Genomic DNA, 15129 nt, shown 5'->3' on the forward strand with positions numbered 1-15129 from the left:
TTTTAAGGGCATAATGTCCGTGCGATTTTTTCAAAATAGCGAACACCATAAATCAAGGCATCCTCATCAATTTTAAAGCGAGGGTGATGCAAAGGATAGGCTTCACCAAAATCCTCATTATGCACCCCTATATACTGCATTGAAGAAGGAACAATCTCTGAAAAATCGGCAAAATCTTCTGTTCCAAACATTGGTGCAGGTAATTCCTGTACACCTTCTGCCCCTACAATATCCCCCGCTATTTGACGAGATAAAGCTGTAAGCTCCTTGTCATTGGTTACAGAAGGACAACCAAGTTCCCATTTAATATCTACTCTAGCCCCATGCATGGACGCTATACCATTGACAATCTTCTCTAAATGGTGACGAGCCTCCACACGTACTGTCGCATCAAGCGAACGAATTGTACCACCAAGCTCAGCCGTATCCGCAATAATATTTAAAGCTGTACCACAATGAAATTTTGCTACCGTTAAAACCGGAGCATGAATGCTTGGTACTTTACGCGACACAATAGTTTGCAATGCCACAACCATTTCTGACCCAATCAATAACGGATCAATTGCAACCTCTGGCGTCGAAGCATGTCCACCTCGACCGTAAATCTTAATCTCAAAATCATCTGCAGCTGCCGTAAACTTTCCATCCTTCATGGCAAATTGACCGACTTGATAATCCGGGCTTACATGTAATGCAAATGCATAATCTACATTATCCGCAACACCTAATGACACAAGTTGAGCAGCTCCCCCTGGCGTTACCTCCTCAGCATGCTGGAAAATAAAACGGATTTCACCATTGAAATCTGTACCCCGTTCAGCTAATACTTTCGCAGCACCTAATAACATCGCTGGGTGTGCATCATGCCCACAAGCATGCATCACCCCTGGATTTTTTGATTTAAATGGCAAATCGGTCTCTTCTTCAATTGGCAATGCATCAATATCTGCACGCAATAAAATCGTATGACCCTGCCCCTCCGTCTTCGTCCCTTTTAAACATGCATAAACACTCGTTTCTGTTAACCGTTTTACTTCTAAATGTGGGAATGTTATTAATTGCTCATAGATAAACTGTGCTGTTTGATGCTCTTGATGTGATAATTCAGGATACATATGTAAATGCTGTCTCCAAGCAATGACCTGTTGATGTAAATCTTTTGTTTTTATCATTTGTAAATCCTCCTATCATTCTCTAAATTAAAACGAGCCGTAATTCATAACGTGCGCAATAACTAATAAAATAATGGCTAACGTCGTTTGAATAACGAAGTATGGGAAAACCCATTTAAACCATTTGGAAAATGGAATACCTGCGATTGCTAAACCTGCTAACAAAACACCACTTGTAGGAATGACCATATTCGATATACCGTCTCCAAATTGGAAAGCCAATACGGCTGTCTGTCTTGTTACACCAATTAAATCAGCTAATGGTGTCATAATGGGCATTGTTAAAGCAGCTTGTCCACTACCTGATGGCACTAAGAAATTTAAACACAGTTGTAGCAAGAACATGCCTACTGCATTAATAGAAGCAGGTAGTACACTGACTGCATTCGCTACAAAATGTAAAATAGTATCAATTAAGCCACCCGATGTCGTAATAACGAGGATTGTTTGAGCAAAGCCAATAATTAAAGCACCCTCCACCATATCTCGCGCTCCTGAAATAAAGCCTTCAGCCATTTGATTTGGACTCATTTTACAAATTACCGACATAATAATGCTGCTTAATAAGAATACGCCACCAATTTCACTGATATACCATTGAAACTTAATAACCCCGACAATTAATGCAACAAAATTCGCTAACAACACCAGCAAAGCCAATAAATGACGACCGCTCATTTTAAAGTCTAAAGATAGTTCCACCGTTTCTTCTCTCTTAAACTTTCCGTAGATTCCTTTCGCTGGGTCTTCTTTCACTTTTTTTGCATGCCGAATAATATAAATTACTGTTAAAAGATAGAACACAACAAATACAATAATGCGATAAGACATACCTGAATACATTGGCAATTCAGCTATCGTTTGAGCAACGCCGATGTTAAATGGATTGGTAATGCCAGATGTAAAACCAGTTGCTAATGTCCCTAACATGACAATTGCAAAGCCTGTAATGGCATCCATTCCTAGAGCCATCGTTAATGGAATAATGATGGCAATATACACAAGTGTATCCTCTGCTGAACCGATTAATGTTCCTAAACTACCAAAGATTAATATCAGAATTGGAATTAACACGTACTCCTTCTGACCAAATTTAGAAGCCATTACTTTAATAAATGAATCGATCGCTCCCGTTTTTTGCATAATACCAAGCGCTCCCCCAAATAAGAAAACAAATAAAATAATGGAAGCACCTTCTAGCATCCCTAAATGGACACTATTGAATATTTCAAGGAAACCGACTGGACTCGAATCTATATAGTGAAATGATTCAGGGTCTACAACCATACGCCCGTTTATTTCAACTCGATCATACTGACCAGCTGGAATAATATACGTAAGGACACTCATAACTAAAATAATAATAAACATTAAAACAAACGCATTAATCCCCTTGATTTTCGGCTCTTCAACATTATGATTCTCTTGTAGATTTGCCATCCTCTCTCCCCTTTGCATTCGTAGTACAAAACCTTAAAGTAGCAACTTGCTACATAAGACAAAAAATCCACCATATACATTTCCACTATACGGAAATTAATTCCGATAAACGGAAATATATTAGTAAAAATATAAAAAAAGAAAACTTAAATGTCAATATTTTTTGATAATTCTGTTTAATAAAAAATTGAAAGATGCTCCCTTCATATAGCCAAAATCCCACGCTCCTTTCAGCAACAAAAAAGACTGTCCCATTTACCAGAACAGTCTCTTTAAAGATAAATCTCAGTACTTTACCTTTTTAGCCAATATTTTAAGTAGATTGATATGACGAATAAACTAATAAAAAAAGAATCGATTATTCTTACAACAAGAATGCCATAATTTAAAAAAGGAACATGGTCAATGACATACCAACTAATTACTAATGAACATGTCATTACGAATAAGGATGACCAATAAATAATTTTATGTGTAACACCAACGGTAGCATTTCTATGTCTCTGAGATAATGCTCTGAAATACATATAACCAAATATCAAAATGAATCCCAGTAATGTACTACCATGTTGCAAAAACTTATACAAAGGTAGATCAAAACCATAAATACGATAGATTTTAGTAAATACTGTAGGGAAAGTAAGCACCATATAACCATTTATATGTGTAAAGGAATCCCATACGACATGAGTAAGCATGCCAAACAAGGCAGAATAAATAAACACGACTAATTTCAACAATTTATTGGAATCTACTCTATTTGTAGAAGTATCTTGTAGTATATTAGGCAAATAATGAACGAAGGTTTGGTGTATAAAGAAATGATAGATAAAGTAGATGAAAGCTACTAACGGTAGATTGAACGTAATAAACCCCATAAAAGTATGACCTATTTCACCCTTAGGTTAGCCTCTTAGAAAATACTCAAAGTCTGGCGCCATACTACCGATAACCATGGCAGAAAAATGAATATACTTACTTTTTCTTGAGAACGGTAATACGGCAGCGGGATGTGCAAAAGTAAGTGGCATTGTTGTAAACCCCTTTTTGAAAATTTAGCTTTTACTGTAAGTTCTCAAAAACTTTCCGAATAAAACTGTTGCTCAACTCCTTGTTATGCCTACAAGAATTGAACCTTTTTTCAAGTAAAAGTATAAATTCTATAGGACGCAATGACAAATAAAAACGTAAATCATCTGTCCGAAGAAAGATATTACAACAACTAGAGCTACATCCCTGCAACTAATAACGTTTCACTAGTTCCAATGAAAACCTTAAATATAAAATGTATAATCCTCTGGTATCACACGCTTTAAAAACTTTTTCGTCCGTTCTTCTTTCGGGCTAACGAATATATCATGTGGGCTTCCTTCTTCGACAACAACCCCACCATCCATAAAAATAACGCGGTTAGCTACATCCTTTGCAAAGCCCATCTCATGCGTTACAACAAGCATTGTCGTGCCCTCTTTCGCAATGTTCTTCATAACCGTCAATACTTCTCCCACTAGTTCTGGGTCAAGGGCAGAAGTCGGCTCATCAAATAAAATAATATCTGGGTTCAAGGCCACTGCACGGGCAATACCAACACGCTGCTGTTGACCGCCAGATAACTGACTTGGATAAGCATCATATTTTTCTGACAGCCCTACTTTATCAAGCGCTTTTTTACCGATTTCAATCGCTTCAGCCTTTGCTATTTTTCGGCCAATAACAAGTCCTTCTGTCACATTTTCTAAAGCTGTTTTATTCGTAAAAAGATTATAATTTTGGAATACAAACGCTACACGTTGACGAATAGCATGGACGTCCTTCTTTTTGACATTTTGAAAATCCACATCGATTGTACCGAATGTCGCATGCCCTTGGTCTGCCTTTTCTAAAAAGTTAATGCAACGCAATAAAGTCGTTTTACCTGAGCCACTCGAGTATAAAATAACAACTACATCACCTTTATCAATCGATAAATCTACACCTTTTAAAATTTCATTATCGCCAAATGATTTATGAATATTTTTGATTGTTAACATAAAGATTCACCCCTTAGGCATTTGCCACTTTGTATTTGCTCAAATGTTGCTCGTATCGCTTAAACAAGTATTCAACCGTACTGCATAAAATTAAATACACGATGAATATATCAAGATATGCTTCCACATAATTGTAGCCCACATTTGCAGCAACTTTTGCCTTCAATGTAATTTCTGGTAAGGACATCGCATATCCCAATGACGTCGCTTTTATTAGGTTTACTGTTGCTGTACAAATATTCGGCATCGCCACTACTAATGCTTGTGGAATAATAATTCGGCGATAAGCTTGAAATGTCGTTAAACCCACTGCATGTGCCGCCTCTAGCTGACCCTTTTCAATAGTACCAAGTGCCGAACGGAATACCTCTATTAAAATAGCTGTTGTACTAAAAGCAAACACGATAAATGCATACCAAATTGGATTGATTTTATAAATGTCATAGGTAATATGATATTTTTCAAAAACCATTTTTAATATGAGTGGAATACTACTATAAATAATAAAAATCTGAATAATAATGGGCGTACCTCGAACAAAGGATACATAAATCTTTGCTAGATGATGTATAACCGGAATTTTATTAATGCGTGTCAGTGCTAATAAAAAGCCAAGTGGAAGAGCAACGAGTAATGCAACAACCGTTACAAGGAGTGCGATCGGTACACCCGATAATGCTACAAAAAAGGTTTCAACTAAAAATTGGTAGTTCATCATTACGCCCCCTTACGTTGTTTCTAACGTTCTTTTTCCCTTGCCAAAAAACTTTTCTAACATAGCAAAGAATTTTTCAATCACAATCGATAGTACCCAATAACAAATCGCAAGTGCGATATAGATTTCTAATGCATGGGCATTAATATTACTTGCAATAATTAAATTAGCCTTACCAACAATATCAATTAGCCCAATTGTGTATGCCAATGCTCCTTCTTGTAATAACGCAATCATGGCATTTCCGAAGTTTGGTAATGCGATTACAAGCGCTTGAGGGAAAACAATGCGGCGATAAGCTTGGAACGGTGTTAACCCTACACTAACAGCAGCTTCAAACTGTCCCTTATTAATAGCCAAATAGGAAGACCTAATCACCTCAGACATAATTGCAGCAAACTGCAATGTAAATGTCACGACGACGAAGAAGGCTGTCTCTATCGCATGAAGATTTAAACCGATGTTTTCTGCTAATGCAGGTACCCCATAATAAACAAGGAATAATAGAACAATGGATGGCGTACAACGCATAATAGTTGTATATAAATTCGCCATTTTTTGTAATACCTTCATTGAACTTAACTTTGCAGCGGCTAATAATAAGCCGAAGAATATACCTAGTACAATGGAAGACCCTGCAACTAAAAAGGTTACTTTTAAAAACGGCAATAATAAGGGAATAGCGTTCCAAATGTACGATGCATCAAAATACTTCTCCATTTCCTCACCAACTTTATCAATGTCTTCACTAAAGGCAGCCAAATTTCAACGCCTTCGCTCTCCGTTTATTAAGAAAGACTGCTGAGTAACTTGACTCAGGCAGCCTTTTAAAAATTATCGATTTACGTTTTCTAACACTTCAAATAAATCACGGCCATAAAACTCTTTACTTAATTCACTTGTTTTCTTTTGTTCTTTAATTTGGGCAATCGCTTTATCATAAGCATCCGCAAATTCTTGTTCTTTTTTATTGAACAGTGGCCATGTTTTAATCACTGCAAATTCGTTATAAACAACCTCATCCTTCAAATTATGATAAGCGCCATCGTCCGCTAATACTTGCTGCTTAAATGGACCTTCAATCATGACACCACCATCAACGCGCCCTTCATTTACCCATTGCACAACATCGACAGTAAAGGCATCACCTGCTTGTAATTTTACTTTGTTGTTAGGATTTGCTTTGTTGTACTCATCGATAATTGTATACTGGGCATTGTTAGCAGCAATCGGCGCTAATGAATATCCTTTTGACGCAAAATCCGCTAATGTTTTAATCCCTTCATCTTCTTTGCGTAGCACTAAACCTGCACTACTTAATCCTAAAAATTCTTTAGGGAAAATGAATTTCTCTGTACGTTCCTGCGTGAAGAATGCATTTTTCACACCGACTTGGTACTTTCCTTGCTCTACACCGATTAATAAATCATCACTTGTAGTTCCAACATATTCGAACTTATATTCAGGTAATAGTTCATCTACTAGCTTCATTACTTCCACGTCGTAGCCTGTTGGATTACCTTTATCGTCAATATAGCTAATCGGTTTAGATGCTTGATCGTATGCTACCTTCACAGTACGTACTTTAACCCCATCTTCTGTTTCATTTTTAGAAGCTTCGCCCGAACTGCATCCTGCTAAAATAGCAAGAGATGCCAACCCGACTGCTGCAATTTGAAATAATTTTTTCTTTTGTTTAAACATATGTCATTTCTCCTTCATCTCAAGTGATTATATGATTACTGATCAGATAATTTTTGTTGCTCAATGGCAGCTGTCGCTAATTTTAGTATCGTCATATCATCCATTGGTGGATTATGTAATCCTGCACGAACATTACGATAATAGCGTTGTAACGGGTTCGTAAGCTGTAAACTTTTTGCTCCAACAACGCGCATCGCCTTATCCACGACATCAATCGCAATATTCGTCACCGTATGCTTGGCAACCGCCATTTCATTCGTTAAAGTATGTCGTCTTGTTGGATCATCATAAGCCTCTGCCACGCCATAAAGGACAAAACGTGCCTGATGTAGCTTTAATTCAATGTCTCCTAATAACTGCTGTACATTTGGTAATGTGCTAATCGGGGCATTTAAACTGTTTGGTTGATGATGATTAGCGAAATGTAACGCATAGTCTCTCGCTGCCTGTGCAATCCCTAAGTAAGTTGCAGGGATGTGCAAAATCCAGCCATTAATCTTGCCACCACTTGGATGACTCGGCAATTCTACTAAATGATTAGTAGGAACCACTACGTTCTGTAATACTAAATCATGACTGCTTGTGCCACGCATCGCTGACATTTGCCAATTTTCTTCAATTGATAGCCCTGCTACATCTTTATGAATGAGGAAAAAGCCAATTTGCCCTTTTTCTTCAATCCAAGCAGACGTTAAGAAATAATCGAGTACGGGCGATGCAGTCGTAAATATTTTACGGCCATTTAATAACCAGCCATCCGCTGTCGATACGGCATTTGTTCCTGGACTGCCACCTCGCGTTGGACTACCAGTTGCTAATTCACTGACAGCTCGATTGATAATGGCACCTTGTTGTACTTTCTGTGCGAATTTTTGGAGTAAATCCTCAGCCCATAGCTTTTTGTCATATATTTCGCCAACAACACCTAATGTCCATCCGAGTGAAAGAGAGGCGTTTTCATCGTAACTAGCTAATGTTTCTTGAACGAGAATCATATCGTAAACAGATAATCCTTCTCCTCCATATTGTTTCGGTAAAGTTAGTTTTGGATAGCCGATTTGTAATAGTAGCTTATATGCCTCAAATGGAAACCGGGACTGTTCGTCGACTTCTACAGCCTCCGATTTGATTGGCTCTGCAATTGAAGCCAACTGCTCTAGCCAGTAACGCTGACGCTCCGTTTTAATAAATAACTCTTTCACAAAAATCTCCTTCTTCCCAAATTATATAAAACATATATATTTACTAAGAATTAACGGTTTAAAAAAATCTCTACCTACATTAAGTAGTGAGATAACTTGTGGTACTGAATTTTCTGATTCATTGACATTATGATACTTTCAACATGGTTAATTGTCAATGGGCTAATCACAAGTTTTTTAGTAAGTATTATAGGAATTATTCCCCTCTTTTATTTCACAACTTATTTTATGCACCAAGCTGTATTCAAAACATATGCTAACACTAAGAAAGAGGTGTATAAATGAACAATAATTTAAATCCATCTCCAAGTACTATCAACATGACCCAAATGGCTCCTCAAATTATTCAAACAAAATTTGGAGATATTAACGGTGATGGTTTTTTTGAAACTGTATTTTTAATGGGTACTAAAACACCCGATAGCCCGCTCTGGAAAAACATTACACTTGTCATCTTTTACGGGCAGACACGGCAATTCGAACAAATTGGGCTGAAAGAAAACGTTGGCTATAGTCCTACCATTTTTCTCGGAGATTTTACTGGAGATCATATAGAAGATATTATGGTGATTTCTGATACTGGTGGTAGTGGAGGAATTATTAACGGTGAAATTTTTTCATCTATAAACGGCAAAGTACGTTCAATATTTGATACCGAGTCATTTAATAATAAACTAACTTACTCAGTCAACTACTTAAATAACTATAAAGCATCCGTGCGGAGTTTTAATCCTAAAAAGCAATATATTCTTGATTTACAATATAAAGGACCCGAGTACTTAGCGGAAATTTATAATCAAGATGGCACATTAAAGCAACCGATTGAAGGTTGGGTTGACCCTATCAGTGGATTATACCCTGTTGATTTTGATCGTGATGGCACATATGAACTATTAGCTTATCAAGAAATTGCGGGTAGATATCATGCGGATGGGTTAGGATATGTTGAAAACATTTTAAAATGGAATGGTCGGGAGTTTGTCGTTGATCGACAATCTGTAGCCATTTATGGTGAGGATTTAACATAAACGCTCATTAAGACAGGTAGCCCTCTGGAAATAGAACTACTTTGGGGTTTATATAAAAAAATCCGTAGACAGCCCTACGGATTTTTAGTAATGAGGGGTTTAAAGCCCCCTTTTTTTATTTTTCCACTAAAGCGAAGTAATTGTTTTCAGGATCCGCAAAGTTAAAAACTCTACCGATTGGCATCATGACTAAATCCCCTACTTTAATTCCTTTCGTTTGGAAATCTTGATACATGTCAGTTATATTATCAGCGTAAAACATAATAGAAGGTGTCCCTAAATTTAATTCCGGTTGCATTTTTGCAATTACTTCTTTATTGTGCAGTACGAATGACGTTTGGGCATCCTTTGTAGGAGCAATTTCAATCCAACGCATCCCTGCTTCCTTATTATCAGCTACTACTACAAATCCTATTTTTTCAGTCCAAAACGCGACAGCTGCATCTTGATCATTTACATATAACATTACTTGTCCAATTTGTTGAATCATTACAAATTCCCTCCTCTTCTGAGCAATAGTATACATCAATTAGAACATTTCTATGTCTATCAACAAAGAATGTTTTTCAAGTTTTGAGATATTTTTTCGATAAGATCAATTATCTAAAAATAAAAACCGATAAGGGCTTAACTTTTATTGTATATTTGTTAAAATTAGCTAGTCGTCTATTATTTACCTTCTTGGGGAAAAGTATAGAACAATAACAATAAAACATTTTTAGTGAGGATTATACAATTGACAAAACTAAGTTTACGGAAAAAGCTCATTTTTTCATTCTTAGCAATGCTTCTCATCCCAACTTTATTAATCGGTATCATTTCTTATCAAAGTGCAGAGAAGCAAATTTCTAAGGAACAACAAGCAAGTACAAACGAAAGTATTCGTATGCTTAATACGAATATTACTAGTACAATTAAGCCAAAGATTGAGGACATTCAATATTTTACTAAGAAACTTAATCAATCTTACCTACAAGAAAGTAAAGTGCCGGAGCTTAAGTCACTATTTAAAGAATACGTAAATATGCATCCAGAGATTGAACTTGTCTATTTTGGGACAAGTGAGGGCAAAATTCTCGATGAGCCCGCTCAGCAATATCAAAGTGACTTTGACCCACGAAAAAGACCCTGGTATACACAAGCAGTAAACAACAAAGGGCAGGTAACGATTACAGAACCCTATATTTCACAAGCTTCTGGTGACATGGTTATTACAATTACACAAGCATTGCCAGATAATTCTGGAGTCATCGGATTAGATCTCAATATATCTACATTAAGTGCCCTTACGAATGATATTCGTATTGGAAAAACAGGCTTTGCCTCACTATTAGATAACAACAAACTATATATTTCTCAACGTGATAAAGAAAGTGGTTCCAAGGCTACTGAAAGTTATATCGCTAAAATTTATGAACAGGATAGTGGCACAATTTTAGAAGCTGATCGACAGCTACAATTTATCACAAATGAACTAACGGGTTGGAAACTTGTTGGTACAATGTTCACAGCTGAAGCGACAAAGGCAGCCGCTACAACATTTAATATGAACTTAATCATTATTGCGGTGTCCATTGTTGTGGGTGTAATGTTTATGCTGATTATGATTCGTTCTGTCGTAAATCCAATTAATCGACTAAAACATAGTGCTTTAAAAATTAGTGAAGGCGATTTAACGGAATTTATCGAAATTCACTCTAAGGATGAAATTGGCTTACTTAGTGAAGCATTTATTTCAATGAAAGTGAACTTGAAAAACCTTATTCGCAATGTTGACCGCAGCGTCCAACATGTACAAGAATCCGCACAAGGATTATCTGCCCACGCAGAGCAAAATATTGCTTCTTCTGAGCAGGTTTCACAAGCGATGCAACAAGTAGCGATTAGTGCAGAAAGACAGACAACAGGTATCGACCAAAATGCTATCTCCATCGAAGAAATTGCACAAGGAATCGTTGAAGTAGCAGATAGCGCAATGCAAGTGACAGACCTTTCTAACCATGCGATTGTGCAAGCCGAGGAAGGTGGTCAATCCGTTGAACGCACTGTAAATCAAATGGTATCAATTAATGAATCCGTGACACAATCAGACAGAATGATTAAGTCGCTTTATGATCGGACAAAAGAAATTGGTTCAATATTAGAAATCATTAGTGCGATTTCCGACCAAACAAATTTACTAGCATTAAATGCTGCGATTGAGGCTGCTAGAGCAGGCGAGCACGGTAAAGGATTTGCTGTCGTAGCTGATGAAGTAAGAAAATTAGCCGAGCAATCACATCAATCTGCTGAGCAAATTTCTTCGCTTATTACAGGGATTCAACAAGATACGGCTAAATCGGTGGAAACGATGATCAAAGCTTCTTCTGATGTACATGAAGGTTTACAGCTATCAGAAGATACAAGTAAAAAATTCGCGAGCATTACTGAAAGTTTACGTAATATTGCACCGAAAATGGAAGGTATCTCTGCATCTGCTCAAGAAATATCAGCTGTAGTGGAAGAAGTTACTGCAACGGCAATCGAGCTAACTGATCATGCAAAAATGAATGCAGCAGCCTCTGAAGAAGTTGCCGCTTCAACTGAACAAACATTGTCCTCTATGCAGGAGATGACATCCTCAGCTAAAGCTTTACTCGATATGGCGGACGAGTTACAAAGCTTTGTAGGTCGTTTTAAATATTAAGAGGCTGGGACATAACTAAAAAAATTTAAGGAACAGAGAAAAGGTGGTCATAAATTTTCGCTATTTATGGCTCTTCTTGCTTTGCAATAAAGAGAAGTGTTCAAGCGGAGACGGTGACTCCGGCAGGAACAGCACACCATGTAAGACGCGGGCATTCCGAGCGTTAGCAAGGGTTGCGGCTTACGGTGCTGAGCGGAAAGCATCGTCGTAGCGGACAACAACGACATCGCAAAAAAGTGTTAGATTGATTAGGTTCAATCTAACACTTTTTCTCTTTTGTCCCAGCCTATTTCAATTTTCCTATCTAGCTTTTTCCTCATGGCTAAACTGCCACTCGATACCAAACTTATCTGTAAGTGAACCGTAACATTTACTCCAAAATGTTTCTTGAAGTTCCATCGTCACTTTGCCACCCTCTTTCAGTTTTTCAAACGCTTGTCGTAACTGCGCTTCATCATCTGTTACAACAGCTAATGTGACATTGTTACCAATGGTAAACGGTGAACCTGGGAATGTATCCGAAAACATTACCGTACTGCCTAAAATGGATAAGCGTGTATGCATAACGAGATTTTTCGCTTCCTCTGGTAATGGATAGCTTGGATCACTTGGTGAATCTCCAAATGTCATAATTTCAGCCTTGTCCGTATTAAAAACTTGCTCATAAAATGTTACAGCCTCTCGACAATTGCCATTGAAAATTAAATACACCTCTACTGCCATGCTCACCACTCCTCTGTCATTTATGAAACAACTCTATTGTACTTAGATAGCGAACGATAAGCTAGTCTTACCATTAGGAAATCCTCCATAGTTTTACTTCTAACATTCATATTATACTGTCAAAAAAGGATATGCTTTTCTATGTTTTAGTACCTTTCTTGTCTCCAACTGTCTATTTTTTATTTATTTTGATAAAATCTTTGACTTTTCATTGAAAATCATGTAAATTACCAAATGGCGAACAATTTAAAATAAACATCGAAAAATATTCGTATTTTAGGAGTGTATATAATGGATAACGTATTTGATTATGAAGATATTCAACTAATTCCCGCAAAATGTATTGTAAACAGTCGATCAGAATGTGATACATCTGTTACATTAGGCGGACACAAATTTAAATTACCTGTAGTCCCTGCAAATATGCAGACTATTATTGATGAAAGTATTGCCGCTAAGCTTGCTGAAAACGGTTACTTTTATATTATGCACCGTTTCAACCCTGAAACGCGTATTAGCTTTATTAAAGATATGCAAAGCCGTGGCTTAATTGCTTCCATTAGTGTCGGTGTAAAAGATGAGGAATATACATTTGTAGAAGAATTAGCAAGTGCTAGCTTAGTTCCGGAATTTATTACAATTGATATTGCACATGGTCATTCAAACGCTGTCATTCGTATGATTCAACATATTAAACAACATTTACCAAATAGCTTTGTTATTGCTGGTAATGTTGGTACACCTGAAGCAGTACGTGAGCTTGAAAACGCTGGTGCAGATGCTACAAAAGTTGGTATTGGACCAGGTAAAGTATGTATTACAAAAATTAAAACAGGTTTTGGCACAGGTGGTTGGCAATTAGCAGCACTACGTTGGTGTGCAAAAGCTGCAACGAAACCAATTATTGCGGATGGTGGTATCCGCACAAATGGTGATATTGCGAAATCTGTACGTTTCGGTGCTTCAATGGTCATGATCGGTTCTTTATTTGCAGGTCACGAGGAATCGCCAGGTGAAACGATTGAAATCGATGGCAAATTAGTAAAAGAATACTTCGGCTCTGCATCAGAATTCCAAAAAGGTGAGAAGAAAAATGTCGAAGGTAAAAAAATGTTTGTAGAACATAAAGGTAGCCTAAAAGATACGTTAATTGAAATGCAACAAGACCTTCAATCATCTATTTCTTATGCTGGTGGCACGAAGCTAGAGGCTATTCGCAACGTAGATTACGTTATTGTAAAAAATTCAATTTTTAATGGCGATAAAGTTTACTAAGCACTATTAGCTTAACGTAAAGTACCCTATAGGATAGACAACAATCTATCTTATAGGGTACTTTTCACTTTTCATACGATTATGGCGAAAGTTGATAACTCTACACAATGCACTTGAAATATCCCATAGACAAAGAAACAAGCCCCCAAAGGAGCTTGCCTGTTTGAAGTACATCTTTATGCTTTACTAATCGCCTTTAAAGATTAGATATTACAGCTTGTTGATTACAGCATGTAAAGTTTCTTGTAATTCTGCATCATGATCAGAAAGGTCTACAAGGTTACCTAAACGCTCACGTAATACAGGACGTTCAATGACTAATTTCTCGTCAAGAACTTGAACTAATAACTCAATAATAAGACGGTCACGAACATTTAACGCCTCTTCTAAACGCTCTGGTGTAATTTTTGCATCAGATTTTGCTGATTTTGCCATTTAAAAAAACCCCTTTTATTTTATATTCATGCAACTCTATTTTATCATACAGCCTAAATTTTTTAAAAACTTTCTTTTACAATACTATACAGTTATTTACAGTATTACGCATCTTCTGTTTACGTTATCATGTTATATTCAATAAAAGTAAGAAAATACACCAAATAACTCAAATTTTTGTGAAATTGCTATTCTCTTTTCGACGTTTTATTCATATTCTATAAGATAATTATTATGTTTAAATAAGAAGATGGAGGAATTACATGAATCACAAGCATAATACGTATCAACAACTTGTAAAAGCTGTCCCAAAATCTTTACAATTATTTCTCAACGTCTGCCTTGTATTATTAGCACTTATACTGTCCTTCCTGCTTATGAAAGAGCTCATTGAGTTTCTAAACATCTTATTAAAAGGCGGTACTAGTGACTACAAACTTTTCCTAGCAAATATTCTTATTTTCTTTTTGTATTTTGAATTTATTACAATGATTATTAAGTACTTTAAAGAGGATTACCATTTCCCGCTACGATACTTTATCTATATAGGGATTACAGCGATGATTCGCTTAATCATTGTCGAACACGATCATGCCATTAACACATTAATCTATGCCCTTATTATTTTAATATTAATTATTAGCTATTTTATTATTAATATTACACCTTTAGAAAGACCCGTCCGTTCATCCATCCTAATGAAAAAGGATTAACACGAA

At 36.6% G+C, this 15129-nt stretch carries 14 protein-coding genes and 1 pseudogene; 4 read left to right on the plus strand and 11 right to left on the minus strand.

What is annotated here, in order from left to right; all coding sequences use genetic code 11:
• Positions 1-2 precede the first annotated feature (2 nt).
• From LO754_RS22970 to LO754_RS23005, 8 genes and pseudogenes are all read right to left on the minus strand, one after another.
• Positions 3-1172: a M20 metallopeptidase family protein gene (locus LO754_RS22970; protein ID WP_025220870.1), complete on the minus strand. Its 1170-nt coding sequence runs from the start codon at positions 1170-1172 to the stop codon at positions 3-5.
• 27 nt (positions 1173-1199) lie between these two features.
• Positions 1200-2612 (minus strand): TIGR00366 family protein, encoded by a 1413-nt coding sequence (locus tag LO754_RS22975; RefSeq protein WP_231785322.1) that lies wholly within the window; start codon positions 2610-2612, stop codon positions 1200-1202.
• A gap of 293 nt (positions 2613-2905) precedes the next feature.
• Positions 2906-3643: pseudogene (locus LO754_RS22980) on the minus strand (DUF4184 family protein).
• A gap of 243 nt (positions 3644-3886) precedes the next feature.
• Complete coding sequence (locus LO754_RS22985; RefSeq protein WP_231785323.1) at positions 3887-4642, minus strand: amino acid ABC transporter ATP-binding protein; 756 nt, start codon at positions 4640-4642, stop codon at positions 3887-3889.
• 13 nt (positions 4643-4655) lie between these two features.
• Positions 4656-5360, minus strand: coding sequence for an amino acid ABC transporter permease (locus LO754_RS22990; RefSeq protein WP_227665391.1), 705 nt, complete (start codon positions 5358-5360; stop codon positions 4656-4658).
• Positions 5361-5369: 9 nt separating this feature from the next.
• Positions 5370-6119, minus strand: coding sequence for an amino acid ABC transporter permease (locus tag LO754_RS22995; RefSeq protein WP_231785324.1), 750 nt, complete (start codon positions 6117-6119; stop codon positions 5370-5372).
• A gap of 72 nt (positions 6120-6191) precedes the next feature.
• On the minus strand, positions 6192-7061 hold the full coding sequence (locus tag LO754_RS23000; protein ID WP_024364439.1) for a transporter substrate-binding domain-containing protein: 870 nt from the start codon (positions 7059-7061) through the stop codon (positions 6192-6194).
• 35 nt (positions 7062-7096) lie between these two features.
• Positions 7097-8263 (minus strand): acyl-CoA dehydrogenase family protein, encoded by a 1167-nt coding sequence (locus LO754_RS23005; protein WP_231785325.1) that lies wholly within the window; start codon positions 8261-8263, stop codon positions 7097-7099.
• A 281-nt stretch (positions 8264-8544) separates the two neighbouring features.
• On the opposite strand from LO754_RS23005, the gene LO754_RS23010 reads away from it, so the two are divergent.
• Entirely contained in the window at positions 8545-9291 is a 747-nt protein-coding gene (locus LO754_RS23010) for a hypothetical protein (RefSeq protein WP_231785326.1), read from the plus strand.
• Positions 9292-9406: 115 nt separating this feature from the next.
• Here the strand turns inward: LO754_RS23010 and LO754_RS23015 are convergent, their stop codons facing one another.
• Positions 9407-9781, minus strand: coding sequence for a VOC family protein (locus tag LO754_RS23015; protein ID WP_024364442.1), 375 nt, complete (start codon positions 9779-9781; stop codon positions 9407-9409).
• Positions 9782-10027: 246 nt separating this feature from the next.
• Here LO754_RS23015 and LO754_RS23020 point away from each other — a divergent pair, with 246 nt between their 5' ends.
• The gene (locus LO754_RS23020) at positions 10028-11977 is read left to right on the plus strand and encodes a methyl-accepting chemotaxis protein (protein ID WP_231785327.1); all 1950 of its coding nucleotides are present in this window, start codon (positions 10028-10030) and stop codon (positions 11975-11977) included.
• 300 nt (positions 11978-12277) lie between these two features.
• Here the strand turns inward: LO754_RS23020 and LO754_RS23025 are convergent, their stop codons facing one another.
• Positions 12278-12700 carry a VOC family protein gene (locus tag LO754_RS23025; RefSeq protein WP_024364444.1) on the minus strand — a complete coding sequence of 141 codons (423 nt, stop codon included), beginning with the start codon at positions 12698-12700 and terminating at the stop codon, positions 12278-12280.
• A 291-nt stretch (positions 12701-12991) separates the two neighbouring features.
• Here LO754_RS23025 and guaC point away from each other — a divergent pair, with 291 nt between their 5' ends.
• On the plus strand, positions 12992-13975 hold the full coding sequence (gene guaC, locus LO754_RS23030; protein WP_231785328.1) for a GMP reductase: 984 nt from the start codon (positions 12992-12994) through the stop codon (positions 13973-13975).
• 210 nt (positions 13976-14185) lie between these two features.
• Here the strand turns inward: guaC and LO754_RS23035 are convergent, their stop codons facing one another.
• On the minus strand, positions 14186-14410 hold the full coding sequence (locus LO754_RS23035) for a hypothetical protein (RefSeq protein ID WP_024364446.1): 225 nt from the start codon (positions 14408-14410) through the stop codon (positions 14186-14188).
• 263 nt (positions 14411-14673) lie between these two features.
• Between LO754_RS23035 and psiE the strand changes: the two genes are divergently transcribed.
• Positions 14674-15123 (plus strand): phosphate-starvation-inducible protein PsiE, encoded by a 450-nt coding sequence (gene psiE / locus LO754_RS23040; protein WP_024364447.1) that lies wholly within the window; start codon positions 14674-14676, stop codon positions 15121-15123.
• Positions 15124-15129: the final 6 nt, after the last annotated feature.

The organism is Lysinibacillus sp. GJ-1 (genome assembly GCF_021166035.1).
In the GTDB taxonomy this organism is placed as follows: domain Bacteria; phylum Bacillota; class Bacilli; order Bacillales_A; family Planococcaceae; genus Lysinibacillus; species Lysinibacillus sphaericus.

Coding starts and splice junctions, on each gene's coding strand:
- LO754_RS23000 (WP_024364439.1), bottom strand. CDS start 7,061: ATGTTTAAACAAAAGAAAAAATTATTTCAAATTGCAGCAGTCGGGTTG.
- LO754_RS23025 (WP_024364444.1), bottom strand. CDS start 12,700: ATGGCAGTAGAGGTGTATTTAATTTTCAATGGCAATTGTCGAGAGGCT.
- psiE (WP_024364447.1), top strand. CDS start 14,674: ATGAATCACAAGCATAATACGTATCAACAACTTGTAAAAGCTGTCCCA.
- LO754_RS22985 (WP_231785323.1), bottom strand. CDS start 4,642: ATGTTAACAATCAAAAATATTCATAAATCATTTGGCGATAATGAAATT.
- LO754_RS22970 (WP_025220870.1), bottom strand. CDS start 1,172: ATGATAAAAACAAAAGATTTACATCAACAGGTCATTGCTTGGAGACAG.
- LO754_RS22990 (WP_227665391.1), bottom strand. CDS start 5,360: ATGATGAACTACCAATTTTTAGTTGAAACCTTTTTTGTAGCATTATCG.
- LO754_RS23010 (WP_231785326.1), top strand. CDS start 8,545: ATGAACAATAATTTAAATCCATCTCCAAGTACTATCAACATGACCCAA.
- LO754_RS22975 (WP_231785322.1), bottom strand. CDS start 2,612: ATGGCAAATCTACAAGAGAATCATAATGTTGAAGAGCCGAAAATCAAG.
- LO754_RS23035 (WP_024364446.1), bottom strand. CDS start 14,410: ATGGCAAAATCAGCAAAATCTGATGCAAAAATTACACCAGAGCGTTTA.
- guaC (WP_231785328.1), top strand. CDS start 12,992: ATGGATAACGTATTTGATTATGAAGATATTCAACTAATTCCCGCAAAA.
- LO754_RS23015 (WP_024364442.1), bottom strand. CDS start 9,781: ATGATTCAACAAATTGGACAAGTAATGTTATATGTAAATGATCAAGAT.